This is a genomic window from Thermococcus sp. GR6 (assembly GCF_012027415.1).
GTDB classification, from domain to species: domain Archaea; phylum Methanobacteriota_B; class Thermococci; order Thermococcales; family Thermococcaceae; genus Thermococcus; species Thermococcus onnurineus.
This window is the reverse complement of the sequence record NZ_SNUM01000002.1, coordinates 264,407-282,992: the sequence shown is the minus strand read 5'-3', so window position 1 is coordinate 282,992 and position 18,586 is coordinate 264,407. Positions and strand designations below refer to the sequence as shown.

The following is an 18,586-nucleotide window of genomic DNA, read 5'->3' as shown; positions in this document are numbered from 1 at the left end:
TCTCACCTCACAGGTAGATGCTCTCGTACTGCTTCTCGGTCTTTCTCCTCGCCTGCTCCATCTGCTCATGCATTTTCCTGAGCTGTTCCTCTATCATCTCTGCCTCCTTGATAAGCGGCTCCGTGGAGACCTCTATGGGCGTCAGCTTCTTGAGAACCTCAACAACGTTGGCTGCTGCCCTCGGGTCTGGTCTGTCCCCAAAGGTCTCGCCGAGGAGAACGTAGGCGTCCAAACCTTCTCTGCTTGCCTCCCATAGGAGCTTGCCACTCATGCCCATTATTGAGCCGTACTGGAGTATCTTGACGCCGAGGTTCTCCAGCTCCTTGTTGAGCTCCTCGCGCGCACCGACGCCCCAGACGTCCATTTTCTCCTTGAAGAAGCCGATACCGATGCCTCCAAGAGAAATTACCTTCGCTGCGTTCATATCTTTCAGATACCTCACCAGTTCCTTGGCTATTTCGCTTACCAGGGTTGGAGGCACGTAGATATCGGCAACGGCGAGGATTATGTTGTCTTTTCCGTAGAACCTGAGTGGTGGGTTGGGCTTCCCCTCAAGGATGAGCGCCATCGGCGGGATGAATGGACTCTCCACGTAGCCTACCATCTCCATTCCGAGTTCCTTCGCTAAGAAGTTGGCCGCTATGTGGCCGACCAGGCCTATTCCGGGATATCCCTCGATGAGAATGGGGTTCTTTATCTCTGGCAGAACTATCTTGACCGGCTTCCCGTTCTCCATGTTCTCACCCAAGGAAATTTTTAGTTTCTAAAGGTTATTAAAGTTTCGGAGCTCTATTTCCACTGGAAAGGCAAGTCTTAAATAACTCAAGCCTGATTTTTACAGGGTGATGTCCAAATGCCGAGGATAGGTATCATAGGCGGTTCCGGTGTTTACGGCGTTTTTGATCCAGAAGAGACCGTCAAGGTTCACACTCCCTACGGCAGGCCTTCGGCTCCAGTGGAAATCGGGAAGATTGGGGGCGTCGAGGTCGCCTTCATACCGCGCCATGGCAAGCACCACGAGTTCCCGCCGCACGAGGTTCCATATAGGGCGAACATCTGGGCTCTCAAGGAGCTTGGCGTCGAGCGCGTCATCGGCGTAACAGCCGTCGGCTCGCTCCGTGAGGAGTACAAGCCAGGGGACATAGTTATAACCGACCAGTTCATTGACTTCACGAAAAAGCGCGACTACACCTTCTACAATGGACCGAGGGTCGCCCACATCAGCATGGCCGATCCTTTCTGCCCCGAGATGAGGAAAATATTCTACGAGACGGCTAAAGAGCTCGGCTTCACTGCCCATGAGAAGGGCACCTACGTCTGTATTGAGGGGCCGAGGTTCTCAACGAGGGCCGAGAGCTTTATGTTCAGGCAGTACGCTCACATCATCGGCATGACGCTCGTTCCGGAGATAAACCTCGCCAGGGAGCTTGGCATGTGCTACGTAAACATCGCAACCGTTACCGACTACGACGTCTGGGCAGACAAACCGGTTGATGCCCAGGAAGTCATGAAGGTCATGGCTGAGAACAACTATAAGGTTCAGGAGCTTCTCAAGAAGGGAATTCCGCGCATACCGGAGGAGAGGAAGTGCGGTTGCGCCGAGGTGCTGAAGAGCATGTTTGTCTGACTTTCATTTTTATTTTATGTTGTCCTTTGTGCGACTATATAGTTTTGGTGTTTGAGATAATATAATATTTCTACTTTTTGTGGAATTTTAACATATATGCAAAATCTTTTTATGTTTCTTTTGTATTTTTCTCCGGTGATTCCCATGGGGCGGAGTGCATTGTTCCTTACATCCGTGATCCTTATGGTGGTTTTTGTCTCTGGTTTTGTCAGTGCCTACGAGTTTGAGGCCTATGGGAAGGTGATTGATGTTGTTGACGGCGATACCATCTGGTTCCAGTCTTACAGTGGCTACCATGCTGGAGAGACGTTCAAGATACGCCTTGCGGACATAAACGCGCCGGAAATTTACACAAGCGATGGCAAAAAGGCATGGCGTGCCCTTACCAGGTTGATACTTGGAGAGTACGTTTACATCGATGTCGACGATATATACGAAACCGACCCATACGACCGTGTTGTCGCTGTTGTTTATCTTCCCTACTGGGACGACGGTTATGCTCTCAACGTCAATGAGTGGCTGGTTGAGAACGGCTACGCCTACATTTGGGATCACTATAACGAGTTCAACCCCTACGAATGGGCTCTCTGGGTTCCCCTTTGACTTTTCTCTCTTTCCCGACATCTTTTTAACTTATCTTCTAAATATCCCCTCTTAAAAAAGAGGGTGGTAGTTATGAGCATCCTAATCAAGAACGGCTACGTGGTTTACGGCGAGAACCTTGAAGTTATCAAAGCGGACGTCCTCATCGAGAGTAATAAAATAGTAGAGGTTGCCAAAAACATCAACAAGAGCGCCGACACTGTCATAGACGCCAAGGGAAAAGTTGTTTCTCCAGGCTTCGTCAACCTGCACACCCACTCTCCAATGGGGCTCTTTCGCGGCCTCGCCGACGATCTGCCGTTGATGGACTGGCTCCAGGACCACATCTGGCCGAAAGAGGCTAAGCTGACAAGGGAGTACACCAAAGTCGGCGCTTACCTTGGCGCGCTGGAGATGATAAAAAGCGGGACGACGACGTTTTTAGATATGTACTTCTTCATGGACGCGGTCGCCGAGGTGACCCTCGAAAGCGGTCTGAGGGGATACCTGAGCTACGGCATGATCGACCTGGGCGACCCTGAGAAGACGGAGAAGGAGGTAAATGAAGCTCTCAGGATAATGAAATTCATAGAGGGACTTGACTCAGATAGAGTTCACTTCGTCTTCGGGCCGCACGCCCCGTACACCTGCTCGATAGCCCTCCTCAAAGAGGTCAGAAGACTCGCGAATGAACACGGCAAGCTCATAACCATCCATGTAAGCGAAACAATGGCTGAAATAGGTCAGATCTCCGAACGCTATGGCAAGAGCCCTGTGGTTTTGCTTGACGACATCGGTTTCTTTGGAAGGGATGTCATAATAGCTCATGGCGTCTGGCTAGACAGCAGAGACATACAGATTCTGGCGAGACACGGCGTTACCGTCGCCCACAATCCTGCGAGCAACATGAAGCTCGCCAGCGGCGTTATGCCCCTTCAGAGGCTTCTTAATGCGGGCGTTAACGTCGGCCTTGGTACTGACGGTTCAGCGAGCAACAACAACCTCGACATGCTTGACGAGATGAAGCTTGCGGCTCTCCTCCATAAGGTTCACAACCTCGACCCCACCGTTGCCGATGCAGAGACCGTCTTCAGAATGGCGACCGTCAACGGTGCGAGGGCACTAGGGCTCAAAGCGGGCATAATCAAGGAGGGCTACTTGGCCGACATCGCGATAATAGACTTCGACAAACCTCACCTGAGGCCGATTAATAACGTTATCAGCCACCTGGTTTACTCCGCCAATGGCAACGACGTCGAGACGACGATAGTGGACGGAAAGATCCTGATGCTCGACCGCGAGGTCTTCACTCTCGACGAGGAGAAGATACTCGATGATGTGGAAAAAGTTATAGAAAAGCTCGCCTAAAGGCTAGCGAGCCAGTCCGGGTCGATCTCAGGCGGAATTGCCTCTCTTCTTTCTATCACCACCGAGAGCCTGTTGTACATGGCTGCCCCCGCGGTGTTCGAAACAACGTTCATGAGGCCTGTGATTGAGCCATCTATGAGGCCCACTATGAGGGCGCCAACGGCCCCATCGAGTACCCACGAGAAGACTTCCACAATTCCTGCGGCGGCAACGGCCAGTCCAATCAGCGCGAGCAGCATCACCATGCCAAAGACTGTGGTTTCCTTCTTGTTTTCCCACGCGATCCCGATGACGCCAAGGCCGGCGCCGAAGTCGTCAGTCCAGATGTACGCAGGAATCATCATGAAGAGCACCCCTGCGAGGAAGAGAACAGATGGGAGGGCAAGAGCAACTGTGGTAACATCCCCAATGATTCCTGGTATTACGTAGTGGGCTATTATCGCGGGAAGCAGCAGGATGACGGCGACTATTCCAAAAACAATGCCGTAGACTATGCTCACCAGAATCACCATAAATCCGCCTATGATGGATTCCTTTATCAGGTCAGTTTCTTTGAAAGGGATGCCCTTTTTGTGGTAGTAGAAAGCCTTGGTGGGGTAGTAGAGCACCGTGAGCTTAAGGAAGAGCGCGATTAGTATCATTGCTACGATAGCCGCCACCGGCAAGTCCGGTTCATACTGGATGAGGGCTGCATCATCTCCTATTCCGGTCAGTGCAATGAGTGCGGCCGCTATCCCGGAGGCTATTACTGGATACCTCCATATTTTGGGATTCTCTGCAGTTGAGTTTATGGCATCTCCCACTGCATCGAACGCCTTCATCCCATCACCTGGGTTGCTTAAGGAGAAGGCTTTTTAAATATTACTGCTGTTAGTTGTATTGATGCTTTAGTCTCGGAATGTAATCTCTCGCGCAAGGGTTAAAATCGCGTGGAAGTAATTCTCAAGACGGTGATTGGGGTGCTCTCCTTCGAAATCGTCCGTGGAGACATCACCCGCTTCCCGGCCGAGGCGATAGTCAACGCGGCGAACAGGTATCTGGAGCACGGCGGCGGTGTCGCCTACGCGATAGCCAAAGCGGCCGCCGGCGATGCCCGCGAGTATATACGGATAAGTAAGGAAGCGATGAGGGAGCAGCTCGGAAAAGACTGGATAGAACACGGCGAGGTCGTTGTAACACCAGCTTTGAGGCTGGAGCGATACGGGATTAAGTACGTCATTCACGCGGTTGGCCCCTACTGCGGCGGTCGCTGGGATGAGGATAAAAAGGAAAAGCTGAGGAAGGCTATATTCGGCGCTCTGAGGAAGGCAGAGGAACTTGGCGTCAAAACGATAGCCTTTCCGGCGATAAGTGCGGGAATCTACGGCTGTCCCCTTGAGGGAGTCGTGAGAACCTTCCGGGAGACAGTGGAAGAGTTCTCGCGGGAAGCGAGGAGCGTCGAGAAGGTCTACCTCGTGCTCTATTCGGAGAGGGATTATGAGATTGCAAGGAAAGCCCTTGACTTTGGGTGAGGTTTTTATCGTTCGCTTTCAATTACTCCACTGGTGGTGCCCATGAGAATCGAGGACGTTTACATCTGGGACATCAACGCCAAGTGGCTCGGAATTTCACCCTTCCAGCTCATGGAAAATGCTGGCGCTGGAGTTGCCAGAACGATTGAGGAAAAGTTTGGGAAAGGCCTCAAGATAGCCGTCTTCTCTGGAACTGGCAACAACGGTGGAGATGGCTTTGTTGTTGCCCGTCACCTGAGCTTTGAGAACGATGTAACCGTTTTTCTTGTTGGCGATGAGATAAAAATTAGAAGTGAGGAAGCTAAGCATAACTGGGAAATCCTGAAGGGCCTCGACTTCGTGAGAATCAAGATCCTCAAGGACTCGACATACATTAAGGCCCTCGATTTGTCTGGCTTCGATGTCATAGTAGATGCCCTTCTTGGAGCCGGCACAAAGGGCGAGCCGCGCGAGCCGATCCGCTCGGCCATCGAGAAGATAAACGAATACGCCGGAAAGGCCAAGATAGTCAGCGTTGACCTGCCGAGCGGCTATCCCTCAAAGGTTCAAGTTAAGGCCGACTTCGCCGTAACATTTCAGTGGGACAAGGAGGAGTATGATGGCTTCGAGCGCATTGTGGTTAAGATAGGCTATCCCAAGGAACTCTACCACCTCGTTGGCCCCGGTGATGCGAAGTTCGCTTTAAGGAAGAAGGGCGAGCACAAGGGTCAGAACGGAAGGCTGTTAATAATCGGCGGAAGCGAGGACTACTTCGGCGCGCCCTACTTGGCGGCAAAAGCTGCTGCATATCTTGTGGACTTGGTTTATTTAGTGATGCCGGAATATCCTGCGAGGCGCATAGCCGACCCAGATATTATTCTGAGGCCTGTCGAAGGAAAGAACTTTACAAAAGAGCATCTTGAAGAAGTCTTGGCACTGGCAGAAAAGGCTGATGCCGTCATCATAGGGCCTGGCATAGGATTAAGGGAAGAAACTAAGGAGTTCGTCAGGGAATTTGTAAAGCGCTGCGAAAAGTCTTTGGTTATAGACGCCGACGGCCTAAAGGCCATAGCCGAGGACTTGACCGTTCTCAAGGGCAAGACCTTTGTCCTAACTCCCCACGGTGGCGAGTTCAAGGTCCTCTTTGGCGTCAAGCCCGAGGGTTCCTTCCAGGAAAAAGCAGAGCTCGTGAGGACAAAGGCAAGGGAAATTGGCGGCGTTATCCTGCTCAAGGGTACTTACGACGTCATAAGTGACGGAAAAACCTGGAAGTACAACAGAACCGGCAACAGGGGAATGACCACCGGAGGAACTGGAGATGTGTTGGCTGGCCTCGTTGGGGCCCTGCTGGCTCTGGGCAACGAGCCGCTAAGGGCCGCTTCCGTTGGCGCCTTCCTCAACGGCCTCGCTGGGGATATGGTGAAGGAAGAGCTCGGCGAGAACTTCACTGCACTGGAGGTTGCGAAAAAAGTCCCGCACGCGGTCAGGTGGGTGGTGGAGTTCTGAGCTCCTTCTCCTTTTTTGCCGAGAAATGGGTATAAAAAGAAAGACTTCAGCCAACACCACAGTAGCTCCAGACGGAGTAGCCGTAATAACCGTTGGCAGGGTCGTGCGGCGGTGCCTCGAGGTAAACCCATCCGCTGTAGTCCACCCATTTGTCCACCCAGCCGTCCAGATTGCCTGTGTACTCGTGGATGCATGAGCCCGCGAACTTGGGCACATATACCCACCTGCCTGCCCAGCTGCTTCCTAGGTTGATGTATGTTATCAATCCTGGCTTGTCGCCGTAACCGTTTCTAACGAAGATGAGCTCGTCGCTGTCGTAGTAGACTATAGTTGTGCTCCCTCCTGCGAGGTGGTCGTGTATCCAAATGAGGTTTATCAGCTTGTCCTTGTTGAGCCACTCCTCGTAGTCGCGGTAGAATATCATGGGCTGACCCTCGTAGGTGAGGATGAAAGCGTATGCCGGATACTTGTTCCAGATTATGTCAGTGTCGTGGTTGGCCACGAAGGTTACAGCCTTGAAGGGGTCGCGAGAGACAACAGTTCCACCGTTCTGGAGTGCATCGACGAGAGCCGGGATGTTAGTATTGTCAAAGGCCTCGTCCATCTTATAGTAAAGCGGGAAGTCGAAGACCTTGGCGCCGCTCGCGTAGGCCCAGTTGAGAAGGGCGTCGACGTTGGTGTCCCAGTACTCTCCAACGGCCCAGCCTCCCCAGTAGCTCAGCCACGAGTTAACCACCCACGCAGGGTAGCCCTTGACGTAGTCGAAGCGCCAGGCATCAATTCCAATGCTCCTGAGGTAAGCAGCGTAGCTCTCGTTGCTCTTCCACAGCCAGTACTGGTTCCACTCTTTGTCGTGGTCTATGTCGGGGAAACCTCCAAAGGTGCCTTCATCTGCGTAGCTGACGTCGTTGGGATGGAAGTCGAGGTAGCAGGCGGTGTATTTGCCTGAGGCAACACCAGAAAAGTCCGTCCAGGTGTAGTCGTTGACGAAGGGGTTCCACTCTAAATCGCCGCCCGCCCTGTGGTTTATGACTATGTCCGCTATCACCTTCATGTTGTAGGCGTGTGCCGTGTTGATTAGGGCTATGAGCTCGTCCTTTGAGCCGAACCTCGTTTCTACCGTTCCCTTCTGGTCATACTCGCCGAGGTCGAAGTAGTCGTATGGATCGTAGCCCATGGAGTAGTTGCCGCTCATGCCTTTACTCGCCGGCGGTAGCCATATTGCGGCTATGCCCGCTTGTGACCACTCCGGCACCTTAGCCCTTATTGTATCCCACCAAATTCCACCCATTGGCACATCCCAGTAGAAGGCCTGCATTATGACTCCGCCGTTTTCCAGTGTTTCCGCCCTAGCTGGAACTGCAAACAGGCTCATGGAAATCAGAAGGGCTATCAAAACTGCAACGGCTGCTTTTCTGGCCATGTTACCACCCGGGTAAGCTGCTCACAATATATCACCGATGGTGAAATATTTAAACTTTGCCGCCAATGTGCATTGGAGAACCTAATCGTTCATCCACTGGGCGATGAAAATGAAACTTCATGTTTTATCAGGAATGATAAAAAGAAGCCTCAGAATTCCACGAGCTTCTTTACTTCTTTGGCTTTCTCGCAGAGCTCGCAGCTCTGAAGGAAAACGAGCATGTTGAGAAGGTGGAAGAGCTCTACCTCCGTCAGATCCACTTTGGCTTGGGATATTCTCTTGAGTATAGGCTGGGAGTTGAGTTCAATTTCGTTGAGCACTGTCTTGGTGAGATGCTTTAGTTTTTCTCGGTCTTTTATTTTGGCGCCTGCTTTTTCAAGGATTTGGATGAGCTTTTCAGCCTCTACCTGGAGATAGGCCTGTCTGAACTCTTCTATGACCTCGTCAGGGTCTGCTTTTATGAGGAAGAGCCTCGCTGTCCTGGTGTATATCCTCTCGTTACCGTCATTGTCGAGCTCCTTGATGAGTCCCGCGTTCTCGAGCATCTTCACGTGTCGATAGACGGTTGTTCTGTCCTTTCCAAGTGCGCTGCTAAGCTCGATAATTGTCATTGGGCGCTCTCTGAGTAATTGGAGGATTTTGAATCGTGTCTCCTCCGATAGGACTTTTACTTTCTCGGGTTCTGTTATGATCAAAACTCCTTTCACTCAGTACTCCTCCAACTTGTCTTGGGGGGTTTCTCCTTCCTCAACGATTTTCTTCCCGGCTGCGACCATATCGATGCTGTGAACAACTCCGCCGAACTCCTCGATAGTCCTGACTATCTCTTCGTAATCCAGATTGTCTCCGACCATGGTTATCTTGACGTTCTCCGTCTCCTTATCTATCTCTACGAGGGTTATGTTAACTCCATCTACCCCCTCGAGCTCGCTCAGTCCCAAAGCCAGCTCTGTCACTATCGGCTGGTGCGGCTTAAGCACGTCTAGAACTAGAAGCCTTATCCCCTTTGCCATAGTCCATCGCTTCCCCTTTCACCCTCACTTTTTAAGTATTTTCCCGAGCTTCCGGAGGAGCTCCATCGCTTCCTCATCGCGACCCATCTTGGCCATTGCCAGCCATTCTATGGCGTGGATTATGTCCTCGTTGGAGAAGTCCTTAAGCTTCTCCTCGTTTACCTCTATCTCCTTGGATATCTCCGTCTTGTATTCGTGCTCCTTCTCGAGGATGTGGTCCATCACGTCGAGGAGCTCATCGTCGTCGAATTCATATCCCAGGGCCTTGAATATCTCGAGTTTGGTCTTGAGCCTCGAGCGGGCAAGGTAGCGGAGCTCTTCATCGCCGAGATAGAGGTTGATGTAAAAGGCATCCGCCGTTCTTCCATAGTACTTCTCGACGAGGTTGCCTTTCATCTCCGTCCTCTTGACCTCAACGAGACCGGCCTCCTTGAGCTTCTCTATGTGGTGGTATATTGTCTGTGGCGTCTTACCGAGAATCTCGCTGAGCTGGGAAATTGTCATCTCCTTGTTGCGGAGTAGCTGAAGTATCTTCCTCCTCGTGTCTTCGAGCATCAGTTTTATTATCTCTGGGTCAGTTATGACCTTAATCTTTGCCATCGCTCCCACCCAATTTAAACGTTCTAACGGTTCTTTGAACGTTATGGCATATAACCCTTTTGCTTTCGGCGGTAGGTTTATATATGTCAAGGCTGCCCTCCACTTGATAAGATTTGCGGATAAAATATCCAATGGGTGAGTGGCATGGAGCGCAAAGAACTTGTCCATGGGATCATAATTTCGGCGGTTGTTTTGGGTTTTTACGTTCTCTCGAAGGTTTTAACGTCTGCTCAAATGTCTCTCCTTCTACTTGGTGTGGCTTTCGTTCTGTTCTTCACTGAGATAATCCCTATTGCATTTACCGCCGTCCTCGTCCCCGTGGTGCTCTCCGTAACAGGAATTCTTGACGCAAATACGGCCTTCTCCTATTTCGGTTACAAGTGGGTCATAGTGTTCCTCTTCATGTTCATGGTAGGGGAAGGCCTCTTTAGGACGGGCGCGGCTCAAAAAATCGGTGAGCTCGTCGTCAGAATCTCCGGGGCGAGCGAGGTTCGTCTTATGCTCTTCATTATGATAGTTACGGCAATCCTCAGCGGTTTTCTCAGCAACACCGCAACCACTGTCGCCTTACTGCCAATTGTCGTTGCTGCCTCTCGCTCGGCTGGAATAAGTCCCAAGCGAATGCTTCTTCCGCTGGCCTGGGCTGCTTCGCTCGGCGGAACTCTCACGGTCATTGGAACACCACCCAACGGAATAGTCAATAGCGTTTTAGAAGAAATGAGCCTTCAGCCTTTTGGCTTCTTTGAGTTTGGAAAAATAGGACTTCCTCTGACGATACTCGGTATAGCCCTGGCGGTAACAGTTGGAAGGATGTTTCTGCCGAGTTCAGAAGCGTCATTCAGTGGGAGGGCTATCTCAGAACTCGAAGAGGTCCAGGATGACAGAATGTGGCTGGCGATAGTCATCTTCGTACTGACCATACTCGCCATGATGCTCAAGCTCCTTCCGTATCAGACGGCTGCAGCACTTGGGGCCGTCCTCATGGTGGCCTTTGGTATAATCTCTGCTAAAGAGGCCTTCAACTCCGTCAGTTGGACAACTGTCTTCCTCTTCGCTGGAATGCTCCCGCTGAGTAAGGCGATGGAAGTAACTGGGGCAGCGGAGATGGTAGGAAAGGCCGTCACCGGCTATATTCACTCTCCTTATATTCTCCTGCTGGCGATAATGGTTATAGCCTTCCTTCTCGGCAACAGCATGTCTCACACGGCTACAACAGCCATACTATCACCTTTAGCTGTGAGCATTTCCCAGTCTGCTGGTATAAGCCCCTATCCGCTCCTAATGGCGATAGCGATGACCTCATCAATAGGGTTCTGGACGCCGGTTTCAACGCCACCCAACACAATAGTCTTCGGTCCTGGGGAATATAGCTTCATGGACTACATAAGGGCGGGAGCAATAATAGAAATTCCCCTCTTCATAGCGCTCTACCTCCTGATAATCCTCCTCTATCCATTTTGATTTTTAGGGAGGGAAAACTTAAATAGAACTGACCGAAAAAATTTCGGAGGTGAACGAGATGGGGGCACCAAAACTGGACTTCATGTTTTATCCGAAAAGCGTGGCTGTCATAGGCGCTTCAAATGTTCCAGGAAAGGTTGGAAACGCGATAATGCGCTCGATAACGCTCAAGTATGAGGGTAAGGTCTACGCTGTCAACGTCAAGGGTGGCGAAATAGAGGTCAATGGAAAGAAGTTCCCAGTTTATAGGAGCATTAAGGAAATTTCCGATGAGATTGATGTGGCAGTTATCGCCGTTCCGGCCAAGTTTGTTCCTGATGTTATCGATGAGTGTGGCGAGAAGGGTGTTAAGGGCGCAGTCGTCATTTCTGCTGGCTTCAAGGAAGCCGGAAGGGCAGACCTTGAGGAGGAAATTGTTAGGAGAGCCAGAAAGTGGGGCATTCGCTTGGTTGGTCCGAACTGTCTCGGCGTCACAAACCTTGAGAACGGCTTTGACTGCAACTTCAATCCTCCAGAAAGACAGGCTAGGCCACCCGCTGGCAAGATAGCCTTCATGAGCCAGAGTGGTGCTTTTGGGGCTGCCATTCTTGATTGGGCGGCAAGTCACAAGATAGGAATGAGCAAGTTCATCAGCCTCGGCAACATGGCTGACCTTGACGAGAGCGACTTCATGGCCTATCTCGGTGAGGATCCGAAAACGGGCGTCATAACCGGCTACATCGAGGGTGTCAAGGACGGAAGGAAGTTCTTTAACACTGCTAAAGAGGTCACCCTCAAGAAGCCTGTCATAATCCTCAAGAGTGGGAGGACCGAGGCCGGAGCTAAGGCGGCAGCGAGCCACACAGGCTCACTTGCCGGCTCTTACGCCATATACCAGGCAGCTTTCAAACAAGCCGGTGTTCTCGAGGCGAAGAGCATGCGCCAGCTCTTCAACTACGCCAAGGCTCTGGCAATGCAGAAGCCTGCAATGGGCAATCATGTTGCCATAGTCACAAACGGTGGTGGCGCTGGAGTCATGATGAGCGATGGCCTGCTTGAGCGTGGAATGGAGCTTGCCGAGCTCACCGAGCAGACCAACGAGCGCTTTAGGAAGGACATAGAGGAGGACAAGCTCCCGCACCACATGAGCTACAAGAACCCGATAGACGTCATTGGCGACGCCCCATCCAACAGATACGAGAGGGCCATGCGCTACGCCCTTGAGGATCCGAACGTTGACGTTCTCGTCGTTATCGCACTCTTCCAGAGCCCCGCTCTCGACGAGGGAATCGTTGATGCTGTTGCAAAGATGCAGGAATACGGCAAGCCTATAGTCTTCGTCGCCCCGGGAGGAGACTATCCGCACAAGATGGCAAGGAATATCGAGCTCAAAGGCGTTCCGGTCTACGAGACTGTTGAGGACGGCGTCGATGCCGTCTATGCCCTCGTCAGATACGGCGAGTGGCTTAGGGAGAATGGAAAACTTTAAATCCTCTTCCTTCCTTTTTCTTCCCATGCTCGGTGATTGTTTTTGGCCTTGGTGAAGCCTTCCTCTTCTGCCCCTGCTTAGTCTGGAGTTTCGTTTCCACTGGAAATGGAGGTGCTTTGAATGGACGAGTTTAGGGTTACCCCCTGGGACGTTGAGGGTTTGGTGGACTACAACAAGCTGATAGAGGAGTTTGGAACGAGTCCTTTGACGGACGAGCTGCTTGAGAAGACCGCCCAGCTGACCAAGAGCGAGCTACCGCTCTACTTCAGGAGGAGGTTCTTCTTCTCCCACAGGGACTACGATAAGGTTCTTCAGGACTACGAGAGCGGAAAGGGCTTCTTCCTCTACACCGGGAGGGGTCCGAGCGGGCCGATGCACATAGGCCACATCATACCCTTCTTCGCGACGAAATGGCTCCAGGAGAAGTTCGGCGTGAACCTCTACATCCAGATAACCGACGACGAGAAGTTCCTGTTCAAGGACAAGCTCACCTTTGAGGACACCAAGTATTGGGCCTATCAGAACATCCTTGATATAATAGCGGTCGGCTTCGACCCGGACAAGACCTTCATCTTTCAGGACAGTGAGTTCACCAAGATTTACGAGATGGCAATCCCAATAGCCAAGAAGATAAACTTCTCGATGGCGAAAGCTGTTTTCGGCTTCACCGAACAGAGTAAGATTGGAATGATTTTCTATCCGGCTATCCAGGCTGCGCCGACGTTCTTCGAGAAGAAGCGCTGTCTGATTCCAGCGGCCATAGACCAGGACCCCTACTGGAGACTGCAAAGGGACTTTGCCGAGAGTCTTGGCTACTACAAGACGGCGGCTCTGCACAGCAAGTTCGTGCCGGGACTTATGGGCCTCGAAGGAAAGATGAGCGCCAGCAAGCCGGAAACGGCCATCTACCTGACTGACGATCCGGAAGAGGCTGGCAAGAAAATATGGAAGTACGCCCTGACCGGCGGCCAGCCAACGCTAAAGGAGCAGCGCGAGAAGGGCGGCAACCCGGAGAAGTGTGTCGTCTTCAAGTGGTTGGAGATATTCTTCGAGGAGGACGATAAGAAGCTCATGGAGCGCTACCACGCCTGTAAGGCTGGAGAGCTGACCTGCGGCGAGTGCAAGCGCTACCTCATCAAGAAGGTGCAGGAGTTCCTCATCGACCACCAGAAGAAGCGTAAGGAAGCCGAGAAGAAGGTTGAGAAATTCAAGTACACCGGTGAGCTCGCTAGAGAGCAGTGGGATAAAGCCGTTCCGGAGGCGCTGAAGGGCTGAGGGGGTGCGCCCTTGCTCCGTCTCCCTTTCCGTGACACCTATTACGAGATCAGGCCGACCAAGATAATAGCGCTCGCCAAGAACTACGCGGAGCACGCAAAGGAGATGGAGAGCGACGTCCCCGAAAGGCCAGTCTTCTTCCTAAAGCCGCCCTCGGCTCTAATCGGTCCCAACTCAACGATAGTCCTTCCACGGATGAGCAAGCGCGTTGACCACGAGGTCGAGCTTGCTGTGATAATCGGCAAGCGCGCGAGGAACGTCCCTGCGAAGAAGGTGATGGACTACGTCCTCGGTTACACAATACTGCTCGACATTACGGCGAGAGATTTGCAGGCGGAAGCAAGGAAAAGCGGCATGCCATGGGCGATAGCCAAGGGATTCGACACTTTCGCCCCCGTAGGCCCGAGGGTCATTGATAAAAGGGAACTCGACATCAGCGACCTCGAAATAGGTCTGAAAGTAAACGGCCAGCTCAGACAGCTCGGCAGAACGAGCGAAATGGTCTTTAAAGTTCCCGAGCTGATAGAGTACATCTCAAGCGTGATGACCCTTGAGCCTGGCGATATAATAGCCACTGGAACGCCCGCCGGCGTTGGCCCGCTCAGACACGGCGACAGAATAGAGGCCTGGATCGAGGGGATAGGAACGCTCGAAGAGGACGTCATAGCGGAGGACTCGATACTTTGCTGAGAAACTTTTTCTTTCATAACTCTTTCCGGTTGTGTGGATGAAGTGCCTTGCTATTTTCCTCGTTGGGTTCTTGGTTCTCTCTGCTGGCTGCGTTGAGACCAAGTTCGTTTACAGCAAGACGAAGTTCTTGGGTTCTGGAGAAACTCTGGAGTAAGTTTTTGCCGGCCCCTCTAACCTAACGGTGAAGATTGACTCCGACATTCCGGTAGATGTGAAGATAGTATCAAACGACGGCGAAGTTTTGAAGGACTTTGGAGAAATCCAGCACATAGACACGGTGATTGAGCTGCCCAAAGGAAAGTGAAAGCTCATCATACACAACCCGAACGACAAAAAAAGCCGTTTTAAGTATGACACTGAGGGGTTAATAAGTCGACTTTCATTCGTTTTCTTTTGAATTTCTTCTAAGTTGCTTTGAGTCCTCTTCTCCGACGGGTCATCGTTCGTTTTGTTCCATCTGTCCTCAAAGACTCTTCGATACTGTAATGACGTAATGTGCGCTGGTGTCTATTTGAACATGCTGTTGATGAATTCTTATTCATGAAATATCAAAAACTGCCATAAAGGCTTAATTTGGCTGTTTATTGGTTTTAAATTCTCGTTCTTGAATTTTAGCGTTCTAACAAACTTTATATTTCAAAAAAAAGCAATACCTATGCCCTAAACTTCCAACACCTATGTGGACATGAATGTTCATAATTGTGCAGGAGGTTGGGAAATGAGTGGAGAAAAGGGAACCTATCGCGAAGTCACTCCCGCTGCAATAATACTCGGTGTAATCTGGGGCGCCTTCATGGCTGCGAGCTTCACCTACGCCGGGATGATTATGGGATTCACCTCCGGCGGTTCTGCAATAGCCGCTATAGTCGGCTGGGGAATCCTTAGGGGACTGCTCAAGAAGGGAACCATCGTCGAGAACAACATCGTCCAGACAATAGCCTCTGCAGTCAACATCTCGGTTTCCGGAGTCATATTCACCATACCGGCGCTCTACATAATGGGTCTCAACGAGGAAATCAACATGCCCTACTTCTTCATCGCGACGGCTGCTGGAGCCATACTGGGAATCACCTTCATAATCCCCCTGAGGAAGCAGATGATTGAGATAGACCGCCTCAGGTTCCCGACGGGAACTGCAGTCGCTACCGTTCTCAAGACCCCAGGAAGCGGAATCGAGAAGGCCAGGTTGCTCTTCCTTGGAATGATAGTCAGTGCCGGAGTCTATCTCGTCCAGCAGTTCCCCATCCTCGGCCTTCCGGAGATAATCCCGGAGTACGTTGACCTCGGCTCTGTCCTCCACCTGCCCTCTTGGGTCAACCTCACGATAGCGCTCTCTCTCATGGTCTTCGGAATGGGACTCATAACCGGAAGGAACGGTCTCATAGTCCTTGCCGGTGGAGTGCTCTCGTACTACATCATCACCCCACTCGTCAAGGCCCTTGGATGGCTTCCGAGTGATGTCACCGACGGTGCGATAAGCTCCTTCGTCTACGCCAACATGACAAGGCCCCTCGGTATCGGAATGCTCCTTGGAGGCTCGATAGCTGGCCTCATACTCTCGCTCCCAGTTATCATCGTCGCCATCAAGAGCATTGCTGGAGCCAGTAAGCTGGGCTCAAGGGCTAGGAACGAGGAGCTACCGATAAGCTACCTCTACGCTGGAATCGCCCTGGCGTTCCTCCTCCTGCTGGTGACAACCTACCAGCTTGGAGACCTCGGCCTGGGCAGGAGCCTGCTCACGGCCCTTGTCGGCGTCGCGTGGATTTTCGTCGCCTCGCTCCTCGTTGCAATGTCCACTGGAATGACCGACTGGAGCCCAGTCTCAGGTCTCTCACTCGTCTCGGTCATGATACTCCTCTACCTGACCGGCAAGAACGTCCCGCTCACGATACTCCTTGGCGCCACCGTCGGAGTCGCTATCTCTGGAGCGGCCGATATGATGCAGGACCTCAAGACGGGCCACCTCGTCGGAGGCATTCCATCAAAGCAGCAGAAGGTCGAGCTCCTCACCGCCTGGATAGGGCCGATAATAGCCCTGACCGTCGTCGGTCTCATCTGGAAGGCCTACGGAATAGGAAACGAGATGGTTCCGGCGCCGCAGGCAATGGCCCTCAAGTCGATGGTCGAGGCCATCCTCGGAGGAAACGTTCCGGTGGACAAGTTCATCGCCGGTGGAATCCTCGGCTTCGCCCTTTCGATGAGCGGCATTCCAGGACTTGGAGTCCTCGTTGGACTCTCGATGTACCTGCCGATGCTCTACATCATTCCCTACGGAATAGGCTGTATCGTCCACGAGGTCGCCAAGAGGAAGAAGGGACACGAGTTCATTACGGAGAAGGTCCTCCCAGTGGCGGCTGGTCTGATGGTGGGAGAGGCCGCGATGACCCTCCTGTTCGCGGTCCTCACCGTGCTGGGAGTCCTTCACCCATGAGGTGATGGAAATGAAGAAGCTCATAGGCAACGTCATACTCACCATTGGTCTCGTTGGGGGAGCTATCACGGCTGCCAGGATACCGCCAATGTGGAGTGGCCTGGCGGTTTCGCTCGGCGTCATGGCCGTTGGCATAGTCCTGAGAAGGCAGGGTGCCAAAGAGGAGCTCCACAGAGCTGCCCAGAGCGGAACCGGCGGCGTCAAGGAGCTTGAAAGGCTCCTCACCGAGAGTCTCTCAAGGCTCGAGGCCATAATGGACGCCCCGAGGGATAAGGTTCTCAGTGAACTCACCGCCGTACTGGAGGAGCTCGAAGAGTTCGCGGAGAAGGCCCAGCCCCTCAGGATAGAAGGCCTCATGACCTATGGAACCATAATGACGGTCTTCAGCAGGGGCGAGAGGGCCCTTAACAGAGCCTGGAGTGCCTTCGCCGACGGCTATGAGGAAGAGGGAAGAAAGTACCTGCGCTTTGGCTACGAGGATCTGAAGGAGACCCTCCAGGCCATCAAGAGCCTGAGGGTCTGATTCCCTTCTTTTCTTCTTGTTGTTGCGCTATTCAACAACGTAGGTGTGAACCATTAATCCACCGTGCCCGATGAGCCTGTGGTGGGCAATCTTGAAGCCGTTCTCCCCTATCGCCTTTTCTATGGCCCTCTTCTCCGTCGTTATGAAAACGCCGCGCTTTTCAAGAACCTTGGCCAGCTCAGCAAAGAACTCCATGTAGAGCTTTGGTATCATGCTCTTCCTCCCGATTTTGAGGCCGTAGGGCAAGTTGCTCACCGCGAAGTCAACGCTCTCAACGTATTCGCTCAGCTTCGTCGCATCGCCGAGTATAAAGTCTATCCTGTCATAAACTCCAGCGGCCAGGGCGTTCATCTCGGCCCCACGGAGGTGCTTTCTGTACTTCTCAAGGCCAATTATTTTGCCTCCGTAGCCTCCCAAAGCCAGCTCTATCGGAATCGTCCCACTTCCGCAGAAGGGGTCGATGAAGGGCCCACCGTCTGGCTTGACCAGCTCTATGAGTGCGTTGGCTATGCTAGCCTTGAGGTGTGCTGGATGGTCGTAGACTCTCCAAGGCCGCTTGTGGAGGGAAGAATCACCAGTGGTGTCTATCCCGAGGAAGAATACGTCACCAATCAGCTCCGCTCGGAAGATAACCGCTGGATGGTCGAGGTTAACCTTTGGAGTCCCGTATCTGCTCAACCTGTCAAAAATTGCCTTTCCGACGGTTTTTGCTATATCAACACTGGTTATCTTGTGTTCTCCTTTCCTGAAGGAGCGAACCGCGAAGCTCTCACTGACCTTGATGTATTTTTCCACTGGAAGGGAAGCCACGAAGTCTTCTATTCTCTTCAACGCCCTCTCTGATTCGTCCTCACTTATTCCCTCGAACCTCTCGCTCGCTATCTCAACTATGACGCGGTGGAGCAGTCTTGAGCGTTCGTTTAAATATGTCGCAACGCTCAGCTCCCTCTTTCTGCCCTTCTCGTCGGTGTAAAAAGCCTCGCCCACTTCGGCCAGGACTCTACCCTCTACACCCAGCGGCTTTTCCTCCACCCGAAACGGAACTCCAAGCTGGCTGAGAAGGCTCTCTACCTCGGCCTTTGCTAAATCTTCGATTCCCTGAGAAGTCGTGAGTAGCAGTCTCATCCTT

General features: G+C 52.3%; 19 protein-coding genes. 12 read left to right on the top strand and 7 right to left on the bottom strand.

The window, feature by feature from the left end; translation table 11 throughout:
• Window positions 1–7: 7 nt before the first annotated feature.
• Entirely contained in the window at window positions 8–736 is a 729-nt protein-coding gene (locus E3E32_RS07690; RefSeq protein ID WP_167731592.1) for a proteasome assembly chaperone family protein, read from the bottom strand.
• 117 nt (window positions 737–853) lie between these two features.
• On the opposite strand from E3E32_RS07690, the gene E3E32_RS07685 reads away from it, so the two are divergent.
• The 3 genes from E3E32_RS07685 to E3E32_RS07675 all read left to right on the top strand — a co-directional run bounded on the left by E3E32_RS07685 (window position 854) and on the right by E3E32_RS07675 (window position 3,577).
• Window positions 854–1,627, top strand: coding sequence for an S-methyl-5'-thioadenosine phosphorylase (locus E3E32_RS07685; protein ID WP_167731242.1), 774 nt, complete (start codon window positions 854–856; stop codon window positions 1,625–1,627).
• 144 nt (window positions 1,628–1,771) lie between these two features.
• A complete protein-coding gene (locus tag E3E32_RS07680) occupies window positions 1,772–2,230 on the top strand; it encodes a thermonuclease family protein (RefSeq protein WP_167731591.1) in 459 nt (152 codons plus the stop codon).
• Window positions 2,231–2,302: 72 nt separating this feature from the next.
• Entirely contained in the window at window positions 2,303–3,577 is a 1,275-nt protein-coding gene (locus E3E32_RS07675) for an amidohydrolase family protein (RefSeq protein WP_167731241.1), read from the top strand.
• Here E3E32_RS07675 and E3E32_RS07670 read toward each other — a convergent pair.
• Window positions 3,574–4,398 carry a hypothetical protein gene (locus E3E32_RS07670; RefSeq protein ID WP_167731240.1) on the bottom strand — a complete coding sequence of 275 codons (825 nt, stop codon included), beginning with the start codon at window positions 4,396–4,398 and terminating at the stop codon, window positions 3,574–3,576. The two genes, E3E32_RS07675 and E3E32_RS07670, sit on opposite strands and share 4 nt — an antisense overlap.
• A 138-nt stretch (window positions 4,399–4,536) precedes the next feature.
• Between E3E32_RS07670 and E3E32_RS07665 the strand changes: the two genes are divergently transcribed.
• Both E3E32_RS07665 and E3E32_RS07660 read left to right on the top strand, forming a co-directional pair.
• Window positions 4,537–5,088, top strand: coding sequence for a [protein ADP-ribosylglutamate] hydrolase (locus E3E32_RS07665; RefSeq protein ID WP_167731590.1), 552 nt, complete (start codon window positions 4,537–4,539; stop codon window positions 5,086–5,088).
• A gap of 42 nt (window positions 5,089–5,130) precedes the next feature.
• Window positions 5,131–6,573, top strand: coding sequence for an NAD(P)H-hydrate dehydratase (locus tag E3E32_RS07660; RefSeq protein ID WP_167731589.1), 1,443 nt, complete (start codon window positions 5,131–5,133; stop codon window positions 6,571–6,573).
• Between the two features lie 46 nt (window positions 6,574–6,619).
• Here the strand turns inward: E3E32_RS07660 and E3E32_RS07655 are convergent, their stop codons facing one another.
• The 4 genes from E3E32_RS07655 to E3E32_RS07640 all read right to left on the bottom strand — a co-directional run bounded on the left by E3E32_RS07655 (window position 6,620) and on the right by E3E32_RS07640 (window position 9,609).
• On the bottom strand, window positions 6,620–7,996 hold the full coding sequence (locus tag E3E32_RS07655) for an alpha-amylase (protein ID WP_167731239.1): 1,377 nt from the start codon (window positions 7,994–7,996) through the stop codon (window positions 6,620–6,622).
• A 149-nt stretch (window positions 7,997–8,145) separates the two neighbouring features.
• Window positions 8,146–8,703 (bottom strand): winged helix-turn-helix domain-containing protein, encoded by a 558-nt coding sequence (locus tag E3E32_RS07650; RefSeq protein WP_167731238.1) that lies wholly within the window; start codon window positions 8,701–8,703, stop codon window positions 8,146–8,148.
• Window positions 8,704–9,009, bottom strand: coding sequence for a DUF211 domain-containing protein (locus E3E32_RS07645; RefSeq protein ID WP_012572624.1), 306 nt, complete (start codon window positions 9,007–9,009; stop codon window positions 8,704–8,706). It lies immediately after the preceding gene.
• Between the two features lie 24 nt (window positions 9,010–9,033).
• Window positions 9,034–9,609 carry a winged helix-turn-helix domain-containing protein gene (locus E3E32_RS07640; protein ID WP_167731237.1) on the bottom strand — a complete coding sequence of 192 codons (576 nt, stop codon included), beginning with the start codon at window positions 9,607–9,609 and terminating at the stop codon, window positions 9,034–9,036.
• A gap of 144 nt (window positions 9,610–9,753) precedes the next feature.
• On the opposite strand from E3E32_RS07640, the gene E3E32_RS07635 reads away from it, so the two are divergent.
• The 7 genes from E3E32_RS07635 to E3E32_RS07610 all read left to right on the top strand — a co-directional run bounded on the left by E3E32_RS07635 (window position 9,754) and on the right by E3E32_RS07610 (window position 17,457).
• Window positions 9,754–11,070 carry an SLC13 family permease gene (locus tag E3E32_RS07635; protein ID WP_167731236.1) on the top strand — a complete coding sequence of 439 codons (1,317 nt, stop codon included), beginning with the start codon at window positions 9,754–9,756 and terminating at the stop codon, window positions 11,068–11,070.
• A gap of 58 nt (window positions 11,071–11,128) precedes the next feature.
• Complete coding sequence (locus tag E3E32_RS07630) at window positions 11,129–12,538, top strand: acetate--CoA ligase family protein (RefSeq protein WP_167731235.1); 1,410 nt, start codon at window positions 11,129–11,131, stop codon at window positions 12,536–12,538.
• A 120-nt stretch (window positions 12,539–12,658) separates the two neighbouring features.
• Window positions 12,659–13,813 (top strand): tryptophan--tRNA ligase, encoded by a 1,155-nt coding sequence (locus E3E32_RS07625; protein WP_167731234.1) that lies wholly within the window; start codon window positions 12,659–12,661, stop codon window positions 13,811–13,813.
• 12 nt (window positions 13,814–13,825) lie between these two features.
• The gene (locus tag E3E32_RS07620) at window positions 13,826–14,503 is read left to right on the top strand and encodes a fumarylacetoacetate hydrolase family protein (protein ID WP_167731233.1); all 678 of its coding nucleotides are present in this window, start codon (window positions 13,826–13,828) and stop codon (window positions 14,501–14,503) included.
• A 181-nt stretch (window positions 14,504–14,684) separates the two neighbouring features.
• Window positions 14,685–14,807 carry a hypothetical protein gene (locus E3E32_RS10200; protein WP_255453213.1) on the top strand — a complete coding sequence of 41 codons (123 nt, stop codon included), beginning with the start codon at window positions 14,685–14,687 and terminating at the stop codon, window positions 14,805–14,807.
• Window positions 14,808–15,221: 414 nt separating this feature from the next.
• Window positions 15,222–16,934, top strand: a complete 1,713-nt coding sequence (locus tag E3E32_RS07615; protein ID WP_167731232.1) for an OPT family oligopeptide transporter — start codon at window positions 15,222–15,224, stop codon at window positions 16,932–16,934.
• A 4-nt stretch (window positions 16,935–16,938) separates the two neighbouring features.
• On the top strand, window positions 16,939–17,457 hold the full coding sequence (locus E3E32_RS07610; RefSeq protein ID WP_240910605.1) for a cell division protein: 519 nt from the start codon (window positions 16,939–16,941) through the stop codon (window positions 17,455–17,457).
• 27 nt (window positions 17,458–17,484) lie between these two features.
• On the opposite strand, the gene trm14 is transcribed toward E3E32_RS07610, so the two are convergent.
• Window positions 17,485–18,582 (bottom strand): tRNA (guanine(6)-N2)-methyltransferase, encoded by a 1,098-nt coding sequence (gene trm14, locus E3E32_RS07605; protein WP_167731231.1) that lies wholly within the window; start codon window positions 18,580–18,582, stop codon window positions 17,485–17,487.
• Window positions 18,583–18,586: the final 4 nt, after the last annotated feature.

Excerpts from the sequence above, each read along its gene's own strand:
- E3E32_RS07685 (WP_167731242.1), top strand. The coding sequence starts at position 854 with ATGCCGAGGATAGGTATCATAGGCGGTTCCGGTGTTTACGGCGTTTTT.
- E3E32_RS07635 (WP_167731236.1), top strand. The coding sequence starts at position 9,754 with ATGGAGCGCAAAGAACTTGTCCATGGGATCATAATTTCGGCGGTTGTT.
- E3E32_RS07660 (WP_167731589.1), top strand. The coding sequence starts at position 5,131 with ATGAGAATCGAGGACGTTTACATCTGGGACATCAACGCCAAGTGGCTC.
- E3E32_RS07630 (WP_167731235.1), top strand. The coding sequence starts at position 11,129 with ATGGGGGCACCAAAACTGGACTTCATGTTTTATCCGAAAAGCGTGGCT.
- E3E32_RS07610 (WP_240910605.1), top strand. The coding sequence starts at position 16,939 with ATGGAAATGAAGAAGCTCATAGGCAACGTCATACTCACCATTGGTCTC.
- E3E32_RS07655 (WP_167731239.1), bottom strand. The coding sequence starts at position 7,996 with ATGGCCAGAAAAGCAGCCGTTGCAGTTTTGATAGCCCTTCTGATTTCC.
- E3E32_RS07645 (WP_012572624.1), bottom strand. The coding sequence starts at position 9,009 with ATGGCAAAGGGGATAAGGCTTCTAGTTCTAGACGTGCTTAAGCCGCAC.
- E3E32_RS07615 (WP_167731232.1), top strand. The coding sequence starts at position 15,222 with ATGAGTGGAGAAAAGGGAACCTATCGCGAAGTCACTCCCGCTGCAATA.
- trm14 (WP_167731231.1), bottom strand. The coding sequence starts at position 18,582 with ATGAGACTGCTACTCACGACTTCTCAGGGAATCGAAGATTTAGCAAAG.
- E3E32_RS07625 (WP_167731234.1), top strand. The coding sequence starts at position 12,659 with ATGGACGAGTTTAGGGTTACCCCCTGGGACGTTGAGGGTTTGGTGGAC.
- E3E32_RS07670 (WP_167731240.1), bottom strand. The coding sequence starts at position 4,398 with ATGAAGGCGTTCGATGCAGTGGGAGATGCCATAAACTCAACTGCAGAG.
- E3E32_RS07680 (WP_167731591.1), top strand. The coding sequence starts at position 1,772 with ATGGGGCGGAGTGCATTGTTCCTTACATCCGTGATCCTTATGGTGGTT.
- E3E32_RS07690 (WP_167731592.1), bottom strand. The coding sequence starts at position 736 with ATGGAGAACGGGAAGCCGGTCAAGATAGTTCTGCCAGAGATAAAGAAC.
- E3E32_RS07640 (WP_167731237.1), bottom strand. The coding sequence starts at position 9,609 with ATGGCAAAGATTAAGGTCATAACTGACCCAGAGATAATAAAACTGATG.
- E3E32_RS07675 (WP_167731241.1), top strand. The coding sequence starts at position 2,303 with ATGAGCATCCTAATCAAGAACGGCTACGTGGTTTACGGCGAGAACCTT.